Genomic DNA, 14,533 nt, shown 5'->3' on the forward strand with positions numbered 1-14,533 from the left:
ATCGTTATATGATCATATTGTCATATATAATAATATGATATGGTAATTGCTCTGCTGCTGTCAATCATACTGGTTCCTGAATTTAGTGTTACTGCTATTACGCTAAATTACTCTCAATATTTCAAATAAGTTTTAACCGACCAGTGCCAGCATAGAATCCAGATACAACCTATTAATAAAAAGCTGATTCCCCACATAAAGAAAGGTGTGTGCGCCATCCAAACCATTGTTTGATCAGCCAGCGTATCGGCAGCATCCAATTGACTCAATAATAACATTAGAATCATTAAAACAATGCTGGTGCTCCCTCGGCTGAAAAAGAGACCCAATTGAACAGCATGTATAGCGAAAGTCAGCAGGAAAACAACCATACATATCCCCGTCCAGGCCTGCAGTAATCCTGCATCAATAAACACCATTTCATAGGCGCGCCATAACATACTGAACCAGCCGGCCAGAAGCAGGTTTATCAGAAATGCGGCAATGAATTTAGCTGTCACCAATTCCCTTATTGAAATCGGAAGCATATGAATAAATTTAAACAATCCTGAACTTTTATCTTTATCTGCTTTAAAAGTAAGCATCACCCATGTAACGACATATGGTATAAAAAGAATAGCAAATACAGTCAGAGAAAATTCTTCAAAACTTAGGTTCGACTGCTCAACCTGCCTCATAACCCAGTCAATCCGGCTAATGACTATCATGGCTATATCAAAAATCAGTGACACGATCATATACCACAACAGCTTCCGTCGATTACTGAGCCACTCTTCTTTCATAACACTGCTAATTACCTTGAATCGCATTAACCTCCCCCCTCCAATGACCGCGTATGATTTTTGTGGCTTTTATCCAGAGGAAATCCCTTTTTCTTGACCCTTTGCAGTGCCACCTGCCAGCAAAGCCCATAAATTGCTAATGACAAGCCGATAAATATGACAAGATCTGACACGCCCGTGTCCATTCCCATTTCTCTCTTAGCAAATTCTCCGATGAAAAATACAACGCCCCAGGCGAAAATTGAAATAATACCTGTCATGAAGATATTTCGAGAGCCAGTCTCAATAGATTTAAGCAGTAATATAGCCGCAACAAACAAGATGAGTGACGAGAAATAGCCTAAAAGCATGCCATACTCTGCCAGATGATCGTCAGTAATTAAACTGTATATCAAGACAACCACATTAAGCCATGCCACCACTGTGCATGCAAATATTAATACACTGATAAACTTTGCATTCACGATACTGCTTTTTGACACAGGCAAGGTTTGTAGAAAAAGAAGCTGCTGGTTGGCTGCTTCACGTTGTATATTACCGGTGACAGTCAGCGTAACAATCACTAGTCCAACAATTGATACATTTGAGTAAAATCCCTCGGTATCATAAAAACTAAGCAGACCTGGACCAGTCAGCCATAAAATGATAGGAACACCGATCACAAAAAGGCCATTAATAAGCACTGGGTATTTAGAATTATTAGCTAGGCTCATTTGGTTTAATTCCCGCTTGATGAGCATTTTCATCTTTGCGTCCACCTCCATTACATCATGTCTTTTTCCGGTTATACATCACACCCGTGATTAATCAGCATTCTTCCCTGTCAACAAGACAAACAATTCTTCCAATGTCAGACGTTCTGCATACCAGTTCCCTTTAGCCACACGCTGAAATTGCGGAAAACGATCAGTATAACCAATATAGCCGCCAGTTGTTTTGTGACAATTGAAAAGTAATGGCGTTTCCGTGGTATAGTCACTGCCCTTTCCTGCCATAACAATACGTTTGTACCGGTCGAGGAGTGATTCTTTATCTTCACTGAAGATGAGTTCCCCATCATCAAGAATCGTTACCCAATCAGCAATTTTTTCGACATCAGGCGTAATATGGGAAGAAAACAGAACACTCCGGCTTTCATCTTGTACAAAATCCAGCAGCATTTCCAGGACTTCTGTCCGTACAACCGGATCCAGACCTGAAGTCGGTTCATCCAATAACAACAGCTTCGGCTCATGTGCCATTGCCAAAATAAGTGACGCTTTCATTTTCATGCCTTTGGACAGCTCGCCGAGTTTTTTATGCCTCGCAATCGCAAAATGTTCCAGGCGTTGTTCAACAGCTTCCTCATTCCAGTTTGGATAGAATTGACGCGCAAATTGCAGCGTCCGGTCCAGCGTCCAGTTATCATTCAATAACGGGATATCACCGACATAGCCGACCTGTTCTTTGACAGCAACTTCTTCTTCAGGCATTGGCCTACCCAAAACAAAAACACGTCCGTCATCCGGTTTAACTAGATCCATAATGGCTTTCATTGTGGTACTTTTCCCCGCACCATTCCGGCCAATGAACCCCATAATGGTACCCGCAGGAACATTAAAACTGACATCCTGCAGCTGAAAATCGCCATATATTTTTGTCAGATGGTGCACGTCTAATAAAGGCTGTTCACCGTTCAGATCCATAGGTATCTCCCCCTTGCCTATCGTCGTCCGCTTTCTCCCAAAAACGTTTAATCAAGTCATGAAACTGATCTTCTGTAAGATCAAGCTGTTTTGCTTTTAAAATTGATTCTGACAAAGGTCCCTGTACTTGTTCAATCTTCCACCGATTCAGTCTTGCTTCACTTAATTCAGCAACAAAACTTCCTTTGCCCTTGCGCGTATAAATAAATCCCGACTGTTCGAGTCCCTGATAGGCACGTCGAATGGTGATTCCGCTTGTCATCAGCTCTTTAGCCAATCCCCGAATGGACGGCAGCATCTCGCCGGGCTCCATGTGACCCATAGCTATCAGCCGTTGGATTTCACTGACAACCTGCTCATACATGGGCGCCGAACTCGTTTGCGAAATATGAATCAGCACATTCAAACACCCCCTTGTTCAAAATCATTCAACACAATTTAATACGGTTACCGTTATACTGTGTTTACATAGTATACACAGTATACATAATAATCCGGCCGAAAACAATATGATGCTAATCTGTTTTCTGAGAAATCTGTGAGAAACCACACTAAAAAGCGCACCCTTTTTGAAAGAAGTGCGCACGTTTTGACAAGAACACTTTTCTTCTAATTTAAAATTGTGTATGTTATGGATTTTCGCCTGATAAAATTATAAAATGGATACAGAACTTTGAGAAAGCGAGCGAATCATGATGAGCTTGGTCGAACAAAAACTTTCAACCCGAAGTGTTACGAGGCGTTTTTTTTGAATACCTGCTTCCTACCCTTATTGGCATGATGCTGATGTCTGCCAATATTGTTATTGATGGTATATTTGTCGGAAATGGCGTTGGCTCGGTTGCGCTCGCGAGCGTTAATGTCGCTGTTCCTGTCTGGTCTATTGTTATTTCCATTTCACTTCTTATTGGGGTTGGCGGCGGAACACTTTACTCCATAGCCAGCGGTGCACAGGATACTGAGAAAGCACAGCGGGCATTCACACTTGCTATGACATCTATCACCGTTATCATGATCGTCATTGGCATCACAGGCTATTTTGCCGTCGAGCCGCTTGCTTACTTATTCGGCGCCAACGACGAGACATTGGCGTATGCAACAGACTACATGCAGATCATTTTTATGTGGGCACCGATTTTAGCATGGGAAAATGCACTCAGTATTTTTGTCCGTAACGACGGCAGTCCGAAGCTCGCTATGATCGGTCTAGTCATATCGGCATTACTCAATATTGTCCTGGATTACTGGATGATTTTCATTTTAAATATGGAGGTAACCGGTGCTGCCCTTGCTTCGGTGATTGCAACAGCTATTGGCCTGCTCATATATTGTATTCATTTTCTAAAAAACGGGTCTGGTTTGAAATTCATCCGGAAGCCTTGGCAACAAGATGACCTTATGATGATTGGCAAGCTGGGTATGCCCAACTTTTTATCCGAGGCCGGAACAGCCGTTTTTGTCGTAGGCTATAACACGGCTTTAGCTTACTATGCCGGCACTACAGGGCTTGCAGCATTCTCTGTGATTAATTATCTGCACACCTTTATGTTTTTGGCTTTCATTGGTATAGGTCAATCCATTCAGCCTATCATTAGTTTTTATTACGGCGCCCAAAAGTATGCTTCTATTAAACATACCGTGAAAATTGCAGAAATAACGACTGTTTTATTAGGAATTGGTTTCCTCATCGTTGGCTGGACTGGCGCCGGAGGTCTTGTCTCAATATTTGGAATTGAAGACGAAGCTGTACGTCAGCTGGCTAAAAAAGGAATTATGCTGTTTTTTATCGGTTATGTATTCATGGGTATTAACTTTATTTACATGACCTATTATCAATCGATTGCGTATGTACGACCATCAATCGGGATCACGCTATTCCGCGGCTTTATTCTCTTAATTGCCGCACTCCTTATTCTCCCATTATGGCTGGATACAACCGGTATATGGCTGGCACTTCCCGCCGCAGAGGCACTGACAGCCATCTTTCTTCTGTTAGTTGCAAGACCTGGTATTATGCGCAAGGAGCTGAAGAATCGCGGACTCTGATATAACGCAATCAAGCGTCATCTGAGTGCGCCTGATTGCGTTCTTTCCTTTGCGTGACCTTGTTGATCAGCTGCATGATGTAACGTATTATCAGTAAAAAGCTAAACAGGCTCACCAATGAGAACATCCAATTCCAGGAAATGTAGTGAATGAAGTCTGTGCCTTGCTCCAATAACACTTCTAAAACTGTTAAAACACTGCTGTAGATAAATGCCTGGCAAAGAGAACTGTATATATCTTTGCGATAAGTTGTCCGGTAGTAGATAACACTTAAAAGCGGGAGAAGCAGATATTCATAGAGAATACTCGACTTAAATATGGGAAAAAGCTTAACGGGATAGGAAATTAAGTTACTCGAAACAACTAATTGACCCAAGAATGATGCCAAACAAGCAGCAATAAAGAAACATAATAGCCATTCTTTAAGCGGCGGCCTTTGCAATAAAATGATTAAAATGCCGACACCAGCTATAAAAAACACCCATAATAATATCATATCCATACTAACAGCTCCTATTAAAGGCGAAAACTTTGTTCCATGAGACGTGGTACACCACAAATAAGCTGACAGTAATCGCAGGGACAGTGACGTGTGCCATAAATGGGTGCGTACGGTGCGGCCGCAGGTATTGGGAGTTGAACCATTAAAACAGTCAAACTCAACATTATGCTGCCCATTACGGACCAATCAGGATATGCGCTGCCATTCACCCAGCTTATTAATAGCTTTTGCCAATTAGCGTGCACATATCGTCCTTATCAATGCATGTTCTCTTAATACTATCCGTAACGTTTTCAAAGCAGTCACCCATTTGACGATAGTCATAAAAAACCGGTTCCCCAATGGAGACCGGTTTATGTTGGCGTTACAGACAATAACGCCCCGAAAAGGTCAGCTAACCTTTAAATTTTAAGACGTTTTAGGCGGAATAAGTTTCAGGTATTATTATCTCCCTACTTGGAAAACTGCTTCATAACTTGCATCAGTTCATCAATCGCTTCGTTTCCTTCACCCGTTTGAACGGCATTACTGACACAATGTTTCATATGCCGTTCGGCAACAGAAAAACCCACTTTTTTCAATGCGGCGTTAATAGCATTGATTTGTACTAAAATATCAATACAATAACGGTCTTGCTCGATCATTTTTTGAATACCGCGCACCTGTCCTTCAATCCGCTTAAGGCGGTTGCTGACAGCCTGCTTTTCTTCATATGTTCGGGGGGTTGCAGGATGCTCATGCAAGTAATCACCCATGTCGCTTCACTCCTTTCCTTCCCAATTACAGGGTACCCCCTTATGTATGTTTGTCAAATTTGAAGAGAAACTGGCTGTGGAAGCATAAAAAGAGAGCTGATCACGCCATTCGCCCAAGTCCATTCATATATCATTCGTGCAATTTTTGTTTGAGCCTGTCGTAAGTTTCTTCCGATATCTCACCTTTAGCCAATCTCTCCTTTAGCGTGTCCAGTGAATCTCCTCCTGATGAACGGGGAGGGTTGGTTTCACCACGTTTGAAGAACCAGACAGCCATAAGGATAACTGCCAGAGTAATGATAAAACACATTATTTTCAGCTCCATGGATGCTTAGTTTTTACTTGTCTTAGCAAGACGCCGTTTTAACCGCCTTAATAGCAAAATTTTCATCCGGATTCGGACGCATAACTTCTGTTTCAAATCCGTTTTTTTGAATGCGTTCAGCCATATCATCAGCTTCAAATCTTTGCTCGAGCGGCGGACCGGATTCCGTTTCGATTCTCGCCCAATCGACTAATAACAAAATACCGCCAGGCTCTAAAATGCGATTCATTTCGCGAATGGCATTCTCAGCACTGTCGACTTCATGAATGACAAACGTATTAAGAACCTTGGTTACCGACTGATCAGATAACGGCAACGTTTCCAAGTCACTTGTTATATACGTAATACCATGAACCCCTTCTTGTTCGGCGTTCGTCTTAAGTTTCTCCAGCATAGCCGGTTCCACATCGACAGCATAAACCTCACCATTGATTTGCTTAGCAAGGGGGATTGTAAACAAACCCGGACCTGCTCCCAAATCAACCGCGTTATCCTCAGTTTTTAGATCTAAATGCTGCATTATTTTTTCAGGCTGTAATCGATCACGGCGTGCCTGATTCATTAATTTATCGGAATTTTTCGGGTCAAAACGTTTATTCTCCATCATTTATCACCTGCTTATTTTATAATGTTGACTCGTTGATCAAACAAATTCAAACCAGATCTTAATGACAGTTCCAAGTATAAGGACAGCTAAAACAGCTTGCAATAATTTTGTATTGATCACGTTTGCCTGCATTTGCGCCGATTGGCGGGGCGAATGCAGGCAACGATCATAATGGCTAATGCCTATGTGGCGTTTACGTATATTTCTCCGCTATACCTTAGTTTTGCTTGTTTTTAAAGTTGTTCACTTCATTTATATCCCAGTCAACGCTCTTAGGCTTTTTTAATCCAGAATTTCAGGACGTCATCTTCTTCTGTCTGATCAATCAATTCATGACCGCCTGCCTGAGCCCATGCTGTCAGATCACTTTTTGCACCTTTATCTGTTGCATGAACCTCCAAAATGTCACCTGAATTCAACTCTTCGATAGCTTTTTTTGTTTTTACAACAGGCATTGGGCATGCAACACCTTTGGCATCTAACATTTTTGCTGCTTCCATGATCATTTCCTCCTTCAAATTAATTTGAATCTCAAACGATTAACCGTGAACAGCACAACGGTTTGGGCCAATTTCCATTTCGCGCTGCTCTTCAACCTTTGGATTCATTTGACCCATGTTAGTCTGACGAATGGTTTCATGCTCGTTCGGTTGCGGCGGCATGTTCTCAGTCACCATTTTGCGAAATGCCTGTTCATTCGGTACATTAAGCGAATCATTATGCTTGTATAAATCACCAAGTCGCGCCCTGATGCTCCCGTCCTCGCTCATTTCTTCCATAAATGCGTAATGGGCTGGCAAGACAACTAAATCCTTAGACAGCTTTTCATAACGCTTATAGAGTGTTTTATGAAGATCAGCTGCCCAATCCTCAGCTTTTCCGGCCAAGTCAGGACGGCCAATGGATTTGATAAATAGAATGTCCCCTGTGAGCAAATACTGTTCATCAATGATAAGGGACGTACTGCCAATGGTATGACCTGGTGAATAAACAGGCTGTACGTTAATCGTTGTCTGGCCAACCGTTATCGTATGGTTTTGTTCTAATGGCTGATAATCGAATGTAACGTCTTCAGCATCTTTTGGCGGCATATAATAATTTGCACCTGTATTTTCAGCCAGTTGACGACCACCGGAAATATGATCGGCATGAAGATGTGTATCAATGATATGCTTAATGACAACGCCTTTATCCTCAGCAAATTGTTCATATACATCTGTCATACGAGCTGCATCAACAACAGCCGCCTCATTACCGGAAATAGCCATATAGGATAAACATCCTTTGCCCTGACGAACAAACTGATAGAGATGGCCACCATTTGATAAGTCAGCTATTTTAACGGGTTCCATATGTTCACTCCAGGCTTGCATGCCGCCTTCTAAACTATAAACATTCGTGAATCCCGCGTCTTCCATCATGTCAGCAATCATCTCTGAGGAACCGCCCTGCGCACAAACAACGATAACTTCCTGATGTTTATCCAGTTTGTCTGCAAGTGGCTCAACACTGTCCAGCAGATTAAAATAAGGTTCGTTCATAATCTCAATTGAATTGCCTTCGATTTTCCAGTCGTTAAATTCATTCGTATTTCGAACGTCCAGAATCAACGTTTTCGTCTGATTAATAACACGTTTTGCCAGGTCTTTAGCCGTTATAGTCATTATGCATAGCTCCTTTCCTTAAAATGTCAGGGAAATATCAGCGTCTTTGGCAAATTCGATGAATGAGGCTGCGCCGCCAACTTCAATACCGTCAACAAAATCATCTTGTTCCAGATCCATCACATCCATTGTCATTTGACAACCAATCATCTTAACGCCCATTTCCTGTACCATTTGCAAAAGTTCGGGTATCGATGGGACATTCGCTTTTTCGAAGCCTTCCTGAAAATGTTCTTTCCCTTCTGGCAACGGCAAGTTTTTATGCGCTTCTTTGTGAATCAGATTTAATCCCTCAAATGTGAAGAAAATCCCGACTTCTTTATCAGACGCAGCTGCTGCTGTTGCAATGTTAAATACCTTATAGGCATCAAATAGACCTCCGTTGGCTGCAATAATCGCTACGCGTGTGTTATTTTCCATGATTATGTCCTCCTATTATCTTGAATGTATTGAACAGACATCTTGTTCAAATATGCTTTGTGTTACACTTCTGTGCGCCCATTCCAAGCAAGCATGCCACCATCTATATTGGTTGCATCATAACCGTTTGATTCCAGAAGTTCGGTTGCTTTCGCACTGCGGCCCCCAGAACGGCAAATCATATAATAATGGTTGTTCTGATTAAGTTCATCAAGACGTTCTGGAACGTCACCCAACGGGATATGCTTGGCTCCTGGGATTTTTCCTTGGGCGACTTCTTCATTCTCTCGAACATCAACGATATTGACCTGTTCATGACTGTTTACCATCTGCTCCAATTGTTGAGTGGTAACTTCTTTCATTTTCAATGTCCCTCCTGATTCAGACCCTCTTTCATACACCTACGGGCAGGGGTATATTAAAGGCTAAAAAATATTTTTGTAATCTGGCAACGTTCGCTCAACCGTTCTCTTAACATACGGGGCTGGGTATATAAATTGGAATAAAAGGATTAGTCCATTCATTTATGTGACTAAACCTTGTGTCAATTTAATCTTCGAAGCTGGATAAAGATCCCGTTACCGGCTTTTAACAAGCAAATTAACGGCTTCTTTAACAAGATCCTCAGAACTTTCACCGTCTTGCTTTTCTTCACGTATACACTGCTCCAGATTCTGGCTGACAAGCAAAGCCACTGTTCGATCAAGCGCACTGCGCACGGCCGTCATCTGTGTGACAACTTGGCGGCAATCCTGTTCTTCCTCCATCATTTTAAGAAGCCCTTTGACCTGCCCTTCAATTCGCTTCACCCGATTTTTGACATCTGCTTCATACTCCATTTGCATTCACCCTTCTTTACGCAGTCTTATCCACGATTGTCTGCCAGAATCGTTCCTTTTAGTCAGCAGATTCATGATCTTCACATGATCAGCTGTAATCTGTCTTTCAAAAGAACTACTTCTACAATATACCCCCTTAGGTATATTGTCAAGACTTTATGTCTTCATTAATGAAAAACAGTGCTGAAATTGGGCAGGCATGCTTTGTCATGTTTGTGTTGTTAAGCCATCCATTATCCGGCAAATCAGTGTTAATACTGCCTTCGATTGATTGACGAATCACCGGCAGCATGCTATCGTTTGAGAGTATAAGACGATCGTTTAAACAAATTATAAGGAGTATCAAGCTTATGTAGCTAAATCCCCCATCAGCCGTACAGCCTACATAATTATAATGGAAGGGATTTTTTTATGACGATGAATGACGAAGCCAGTAAACGGCGAACATTTGCCATTATTTCGCATCCGGATGCCGGGAAAACAACCATGACGGAAAAGCTGCTTCTGTTTGGTAATCTTATCCGGTCTGCCGGTACGGTTAAGGGCAAAAAATCGGGCAAGTTTGCAACCTCAGACTGGATGGCCATTGAAAAGCAGCGCGGCATTTCTGTAACGTCCAGTGTGATGAATTTTCCGTATCAGGGTTATCAGGTTAATATCCTCGATACCCCCGGACACGAGGATTTCAGTGAGGATACGTACCGGACGCTGACCGCTGTAGACAGCGTTGTTATGATTATTGATGCAACAAAAGGAATTGAGGCGCAGACCATTAAATTATTCAAAGTATGTAAAATGCGCGGCATTCCGATTTTCACGTTTATCAATAAATTGGACCGTGAAGGACGTGAACCGCTCGAATTGCTCGAAGAAATCGAGGATGTGTTAAACATTGAGACATATCCGATGAATTGGCCCGCCGGTATGGGCAAACGGTTCCTTGGCACTTTTGACAGGGACGGCAACCAATTTATTCAATTTAACGGTAATGGAGAAGAACGCTATATACCCTATGAGGAATTGAATAAGACGGAGCATGAGGCGTTAGTTTCTGATCCAACTTATCAGGCAGCGCAGGAAGAATTGTCCATGGTTGAAGAAGCTGGAGACGATTTTTCTCTTGATGCTATCATGGCTGGTGATCAGACACCTGTTTTCTTTGGAAGTGCGCTCGCTCCATTTGGCGTCCAGACGTTTTTTGATACATTTATTTCTATGGCCCCTGAACCGGCACCGCGCAAATCAACAGAAGGGGTCATTTCACCGGATGACCCGGATTTTTCCGGATTTATTTTCAAAATCCAGGCCAACATGGATCCGGCACACCGTGACCGTGTCGCCTTTCTAAGAGTCTGTTCCGGCAAATTTGAGCGTGGAATGCGTGTAACCCTGGCCCGTACAGGCAAACCTGTCAGGCTGGCCCAGACACAACAATTCGTTGCTTCGTCCCGGGATACCATTGAAGAAGCTTATGCCGGTGATATTATCGGCATTTATGACCCAAACGCTTATCAGATTGGTGACACCTTACTGGAAGGCAAGAACACGTTTGAGTATCAGGAACTGCCGCAATTCCCGCCAGAACAATTTCAACGTGTGACGGCCAAAAACGTCATGAAGGCCAAACAGTTTAAAAAGGGTATTGAACAACTCGTTCAGGAAGGTGCCATTCAATTATTCAGGCACCATCGTACCGAATCATATATCCTGGGAGCAGTTGGTGAACTGCAATTTGATGTATTCAAACAAAGGATGCAAAATGAGTATAATGCAGAAGTCGAATTGGAACCTATTGGTGATCGGGTCCCGCGCTGGCTCAAACCGGATCAGGTCGATCCCTCTCTTTATGATGAGCGCAACATGCTGGTTCAGGACCGGAGTGGCAATTATGTTGTCTTGTTTAAAAATGAGTTCTCCTTAAACTGGTTCAAGGAGAATCATCCCGATATTGAACTGATTGACCTGTTTGATGTCAATCAGTATGATCAGACTTCTTAATACCTGACAGAAAAAACACACTGAATTTCAGTACTGAAATTCAGTGTGTTTTTATCGTTTTTCTATCATGACCAATTTTTGTCCTTATCCTTTTTTATAGCTTTATAAAACGACATAATCATGAGAAATATAATAATCGAGAATGGCAGAGCTGCGGAAATTAAAGCATTTTGCAACGCCTGGAGCCCGCCTGTATACAACAGAACTGCAGCAATGGTTGATTGTGCCAGCCCCCATACGAATTTTACCGTCGTTGGCGGTGACATGGATCCGTTCGTTGTCTGCATGCTGAGGACAAATGTTGCCGAGTCAGCAGACGTAATGAAAAATGTGCTGATCAGCAGAAGACCGAGAATCGACAAAATAATTCCAAACGGCAACTGATCAAACATGGCAAACAAGGCCTGTTCTTGAGGAAGTTCAGCTATGTCTGCACCATTATTTTGCGCATTAATGCCCGACATGCCAAATGTTGCAAACCATAAAAAGCCTACCACAGTCGGAACAATAATCACACTGGCTAAAAATTCTCTTATCGTGCGCCCTTTTGATACACGAGCGATAAATATGCCAACAAACGGTGACCAGGCAATCCACCAGGACCAAAAGAACACCGTCCAATCCATCACCCATTTCCGTTCCGATTCATCATTAGGTGCCAGACGGAAACTTTCGGATGGCAATTGCTGTATATAGGAACCAATTGTATCAATTAAGGAATTCATAATATACAACGTTGGTCCAAGGATCAATGTTGCCAGCATCAAAAGACCGCCCAGCCCCATATTGGCATTGCTCAGATACTGAATGCCTTTACTGAGACCTGTATATGTTGAAATCATAAATAAAACGGTCACAATTAGAATGATAATCAGCTGGACCCAAAACGCAATCGGCATGTCAAACAAATAAGCGAAACCGCCATTAATCTGTGTAGCGCCAAAACCCAGCGTCGTAGCTACACCAACAATCGTAGCAAATACAGCTATAACATCTACAACCTTACCCCAGGCACCTTTCATCCGCTCGCCAAAAAGAGACTCCAATGAAGCACTGACAAGCCCTGGCTTTTCATGACGAAACATAAAGTAAGCCAGAATGAGCGCAATCACTGCGTAAATCGCCCAAGCATGAATGCCATAGTGAAAGAAAGTTACTCTCAGAGATTCTTCTAATGCCTCTGTTGTACCAGGATCTGCTGTCGGCGGCGTGTTTATATAATGACCCACAGGTGAAGACACGCCATAAAAGACGAGGCCAATGCCCATACCAGCACTAAATAACATGGCTATCCATGATGGGTAGCTGAACTCTGGTTTTTCACCTGGCTTTCCCAGCCTGATTTTACCATACGGGCTAACCACAAGGTACAAGCAAAATAAAAGAAATAATGTGACCATAATTAAGTAAAACCAGCCAAACTTGGCCGAAAAGAAGTCCATAATCTGACCAGATATTTGTTCAAACGGATCAGGCCAGATAACGCCAATTACAGATAATCCGAGTGTGATGGCCAGTGTCACCCAAAAGACAATGGTTACCTTTTTCATATGACCCAACCTTCCTGTTTAGTAATACGGCTTTCATGCAATCATTAGTTTTTCGCTGAATGACGATTCTATACAATGATTGATGATCAAGATCAGGTCATCGTACTTCTGTAAGCAAGATGATTTGCTTTCGTGGTGACATGGCATACACTAAGATTAGTTTGCATATGAAAGAGGACTGACATTTATGAACCACGTCTACAGTGACGTTTTCCAATACAGAGGGACCCATTTTGATTTTGGTTATAGCCAGGGTGAACAGCTGAAAAACTCCCCTATTCTCCCTAACCGTCAAAAACAATGGGAGCCCAAAAAAGACCGGCATTTTTTAATTAATCCAGAAGAAGTCAAACAATCGCTTATAGCATTTGCACCGGGGGTCTGGGACGAAATCCGCGGTCTGGCCGCTTCCCTTAATATGAAGATGGATGAGGCAATCAGACTTTTCGGCGGCTATTATCTCGAATACGGGCGGAGCGGCTGTTCCATATTCACCCAGCCAGAATACATGATCCGCAATTATGACAGCCATCCTATATCTTACGAGGGACGTTTTTTACTTTATCAGCCCACCGATCAAGGTTATGCCGTTATCGGACCATCCATGCAAATCACCGGCCGTATCGATGGGATGAATGAAAAGGGACTCGTAATGGGTTACAATTTCACCCATCGCAAACAAGCCGGTGACGGTTTTCTGTGCAACATGATTGGGCGAATGATTCTGGAAACGTGTTCCACTGTCGATGAGGCGATCAGCCTGCTAAAAGCCATTCCACACCGGCATTCATTCAGCTACGTTTTATTAGACCGAAGTGGCGAGTCATACGTTGTGGAAGCTACACCACGAGAAGTGGTGGCACGTCCTGCAAATGTCTGCACCAACCACTTCCATTTACTGGACGATGAAAACCGCTACCGGCAGGAAGAGTCGCGCCAGCGGGAACAAACCATTCAGGATCAGCAGCGCTATACAACCAATCCTTATGACGCTTTCCGGGTGATGAACGATTTGGACCAAGGAGTCTTCTCTGAAAAATATGATGCAGCAGCCGGAACGCTCCATACAGCAGCCTACCTTCCGAACGAAATGAAAGCATGGTTTGCTATCGGGCCGGACCGAATGCCGGTTGTTTTTGACTTTGACAGCTGGCTCAAAGGCAACGACACCCCTATTAAACGCATTAAAGGGGAAATCAATTATTCAGATCCGTTTATCAATAAAGCACTGATATAACGCCTTCGTTAACCATATCTATAGACAGTCTGACTGACAAACCAGCCAGGCATTTGACTGAGACGTGTATATAAGTCCAATAATCCTGTCATACTAGCCAATACAGTTTGTATAAAACAGCCG

Annotated in this window: 17 protein-coding genes; 3 read left to right on the forward strand and 14 right to left on the reverse strand. The window is 42.8% G+C overall.

Annotation, left to right across the window (positions count from 1 at the left end):
* Window positions 1-113: 113 nt before the first annotated feature.
* Genes ACZ444_RS10200 through ACZ444_RS10215 form a run of 4 tightly spaced genes read right to left on the reverse strand, consistent with a single transcriptional unit; the run spans window position 114 to window position 2,867 of the window.
* Window positions 114-809 (reverse strand): ABC-2 transporter permease, encoded by a 696-nt coding sequence (locus ACZ444_RS10200; protein ID WP_382357643.1) that lies wholly within the window; start codon window positions 807-809, stop codon window positions 114-116.
* Complete coding sequence (locus tag ACZ444_RS10205) at window positions 809-1,528, reverse strand: ABC-2 transporter permease (protein ID WP_382357644.1); 720 nt, start codon at window positions 1,526-1,528, stop codon at window positions 809-811. The genes ACZ444_RS10200 and ACZ444_RS10205 overlap by 1 nt, the downstream gene beginning before the upstream one ends.
* A gap of 57 nt (window positions 1,529-1,585) precedes the next feature.
* Complete coding sequence (locus ACZ444_RS10210) at window positions 1,586-2,467, reverse strand: ABC transporter ATP-binding protein (protein WP_382357645.1); 882 nt, start codon at window positions 2,465-2,467, stop codon at window positions 1,586-1,588.
* On the reverse strand, window positions 2,451-2,867 hold the full coding sequence (locus ACZ444_RS10215) for a GntR family transcriptional regulator (RefSeq protein ID WP_382357646.1): 417 nt from the start codon (window positions 2,865-2,867) through the stop codon (window positions 2,451-2,453). The genes ACZ444_RS10210 and ACZ444_RS10215 overlap by 17 nt, the downstream gene beginning before the upstream one ends.
* A gap of 377 nt (window positions 2,868-3,244) precedes the next feature.
* On the opposite strand from ACZ444_RS10215, the gene ACZ444_RS10220 reads away from it, so the two are divergent.
* Window positions 3,245-4,513, forward strand: a complete 1,269-nt coding sequence (locus tag ACZ444_RS10220) for an MATE family efflux transporter (RefSeq protein ID WP_382357647.1) — start codon at window positions 3,245-3,247, stop codon at window positions 4,511-4,513.
* Window positions 4,514-4,523: 10 nt separating this feature from the next.
* Here the strand turns inward: ACZ444_RS10220 and ACZ444_RS10225 are convergent, their stop codons facing one another.
* From ACZ444_RS10225 to ACZ444_RS10265, 9 genes are all read right to left on the reverse strand, one after another.
* Complete coding sequence (locus ACZ444_RS10225) at window positions 4,524-5,015, reverse strand: CBO0543 family protein (protein WP_382357648.1); 492 nt, start codon at window positions 5,013-5,015, stop codon at window positions 4,524-4,526.
* Between the two features lie 452 nt (window positions 5,016-5,467).
* Complete coding sequence (locus ACZ444_RS10230) at window positions 5,468-5,770, reverse strand: metal-sensing transcriptional repressor (protein WP_382357649.1); 303 nt, start codon at window positions 5,768-5,770, stop codon at window positions 5,468-5,470.
* Window positions 5,771-5,900: 130 nt separating this feature from the next.
* Window positions 5,901-6,047, reverse strand: coding sequence for an SHOCT domain-containing protein (locus ACZ444_RS10235; protein WP_382357650.1), 147 nt, complete (start codon window positions 6,045-6,047; stop codon window positions 5,901-5,903).
* Window positions 6,048-6,117: 70 nt separating this feature from the next.
* The gene (locus ACZ444_RS10240) at window positions 6,118-6,699 is read right to left on the reverse strand and encodes a class I SAM-dependent methyltransferase (RefSeq protein ID WP_382357651.1); all 582 of its coding nucleotides are present in this window, start codon (window positions 6,697-6,699) and stop codon (window positions 6,118-6,120) included.
* Between the two features lie 275 nt (window positions 6,700-6,974).
* Window positions 6,975-7,202, reverse strand: coding sequence for a sulfurtransferase TusA family protein (locus ACZ444_RS10245; protein ID WP_382357652.1), 228 nt, complete (start codon window positions 7,200-7,202; stop codon window positions 6,975-6,977).
* A gap of 39 nt (window positions 7,203-7,241) precedes the next feature.
* Window positions 7,242-8,366, reverse strand: coding sequence for an MBL fold metallo-hydrolase (locus ACZ444_RS10250; RefSeq protein WP_382357653.1), 1,125 nt, complete (start codon window positions 8,364-8,366; stop codon window positions 7,242-7,244).
* A gap of 18 nt (window positions 8,367-8,384) precedes the next feature.
* The gene (locus tag ACZ444_RS10255; RefSeq protein ID WP_382357654.1) at window positions 8,385-8,786 is read right to left on the reverse strand and encodes a DsrE/DsrF/DrsH-like family protein; all 402 of its coding nucleotides are present in this window, start codon (window positions 8,784-8,786) and stop codon (window positions 8,385-8,387) included.
* A 62-nt stretch (window positions 8,787-8,848) separates the two neighbouring features.
* Window positions 8,849-9,148 (reverse strand): rhodanese-like domain-containing protein, encoded by a 300-nt coding sequence (locus tag ACZ444_RS10260; protein WP_382357655.1) that lies wholly within the window; start codon window positions 9,146-9,148, stop codon window positions 8,849-8,851.
* 216 nt (window positions 9,149-9,364) lie between these two features.
* The gene (locus ACZ444_RS10265; protein WP_382357656.1) at window positions 9,365-9,625 is read right to left on the reverse strand and encodes a metal-sensitive transcriptional regulator; all 261 of its coding nucleotides are present in this window, start codon (window positions 9,623-9,625) and stop codon (window positions 9,365-9,367) included.
* Between the two features lie 411 nt (window positions 9,626-10,036).
* Here ACZ444_RS10265 and ACZ444_RS10270 point away from each other — a divergent pair, with 411 nt between their 5' ends.
* Window positions 10,037-11,623, forward strand: a complete 1,587-nt coding sequence (locus ACZ444_RS10270) for a peptide chain release factor 3 (RefSeq protein WP_382357657.1) — start codon at window positions 10,037-10,039, stop codon at window positions 11,621-11,623.
* 65 nt (window positions 11,624-11,688) lie between these two features.
* Here ACZ444_RS10270 and ACZ444_RS10275 read toward each other — a convergent pair whose 3' ends face one another.
* Complete coding sequence (locus ACZ444_RS10275) at window positions 11,689-13,173, reverse strand: BCCT family transporter (protein WP_382357658.1); 1,485 nt, start codon at window positions 13,171-13,173, stop codon at window positions 11,689-11,691.
* 187 nt (window positions 13,174-13,360) lie between these two features.
* Here ACZ444_RS10275 and ACZ444_RS10280 point away from each other — a divergent pair, with 187 nt between their 5' ends.
* The gene (locus tag ACZ444_RS10280) at window positions 13,361-14,410 is read left to right on the forward strand and encodes a C45 family autoproteolytic acyltransferase/hydolase (RefSeq protein WP_382357659.1); all 1,050 of its coding nucleotides are present in this window, start codon (window positions 13,361-13,363) and stop codon (window positions 14,408-14,410) included.
* Window positions 14,411-14,533 lie beyond the last annotated feature (123 nt).

This window comes from Lentibacillus kimchii (assembly GCF_055381965.1).

What these genes read in the sequence shown, in the direction of transcription:
- ACZ444_RS10200 (WP_382357643.1), bottom strand. Translation starts at nt 809, where the DNA reads ATGCGATTCAAGGTAATTAGCAGTGTTATGAAAGAAGAGTGGCTCAGT.
- ACZ444_RS10205 (WP_382357644.1), bottom strand. Translation starts at nt 1,528, where the DNA reads ATGAAAATGCTCATCAAGCGGGAATTAAACCAAATGAGCCTAGCTAAT.
- ACZ444_RS10210 (WP_382357645.1), bottom strand. Translation starts at nt 2,467, where the DNA reads ATGGATCTGAACGGTGAACAGCCTTTATTAGACGTGCACCATCTGACA.
- ACZ444_RS10220 (WP_382357647.1), top strand. Translation starts at nt 3,245, where the DNA reads ATGATGCTGATGTCTGCCAATATTGTTATTGATGGTATATTTGTCGGA.
- ACZ444_RS10225 (WP_382357648.1), bottom strand. Translation starts at nt 5,015, where the DNA reads ATGGATATGATATTATTATGGGTGTTTTTTATAGCTGGTGTCGGCATT.
- ACZ444_RS10230 (WP_382357649.1), bottom strand. Translation starts at nt 5,770, where the DNA reads ATGGGTGATTACTTGCATGAGCATCCTGCAACCCCCCGAACATATGAA.
- ACZ444_RS10235 (WP_382357650.1), bottom strand. Translation starts at nt 6,047, where the DNA reads ATGGCTGTCTGGTTCTTCAAACGTGGTGAAACCAACCCTCCCCGTTCA.
- ACZ444_RS10240 (WP_382357651.1), bottom strand. Translation starts at nt 6,699, where the DNA reads ATGGAGAATAAACGTTTTGACCCGAAAAATTCCGATAAATTAATGAAT.
- ACZ444_RS10245 (WP_382357652.1), bottom strand. Translation starts at nt 7,202, where the DNA reads ATGGAAGCAGCAAAAATGTTAGATGCCAAAGGTGTTGCATGCCCAATG.
- ACZ444_RS10250 (WP_382357653.1), bottom strand. Translation starts at nt 8,366, where the DNA reads ATGACTATAACGGCTAAAGACCTGGCAAAACGTGTTATTAATCAGACG.
- ACZ444_RS10255 (WP_382357654.1), bottom strand. Translation starts at nt 8,786, where the DNA reads ATGGAAAATAACACACGCGTAGCGATTATTGCAGCCAACGGAGGTCTA.
- ACZ444_RS10260 (WP_382357655.1), bottom strand. Translation starts at nt 9,148, where the DNA reads ATGAAAGAAGTTACCACTCAACAATTGGAGCAGATGGTAAACAGTCAT.
- ACZ444_RS10265 (WP_382357656.1), bottom strand. Translation starts at nt 9,625, where the DNA reads ATGGAGTATGAAGCAGATGTCAAAAATCGGGTGAAGCGAATTGAAGGG.
- ACZ444_RS10270 (WP_382357657.1), top strand. Translation starts at nt 10,037, where the DNA reads ATGACGATGAATGACGAAGCCAGTAAACGGCGAACATTTGCCATTATT.
- ACZ444_RS10275 (WP_382357658.1), bottom strand. Translation starts at nt 13,173, where the DNA reads ATGAAAAAGGTAACCATTGTCTTTTGGGTGACACTGGCCATCACACTC.
- ACZ444_RS10280 (WP_382357659.1), top strand. Translation starts at nt 13,361, where the DNA reads ATGAACCACGTCTACAGTGACGTTTTCCAATACAGAGGGACCCATTTT.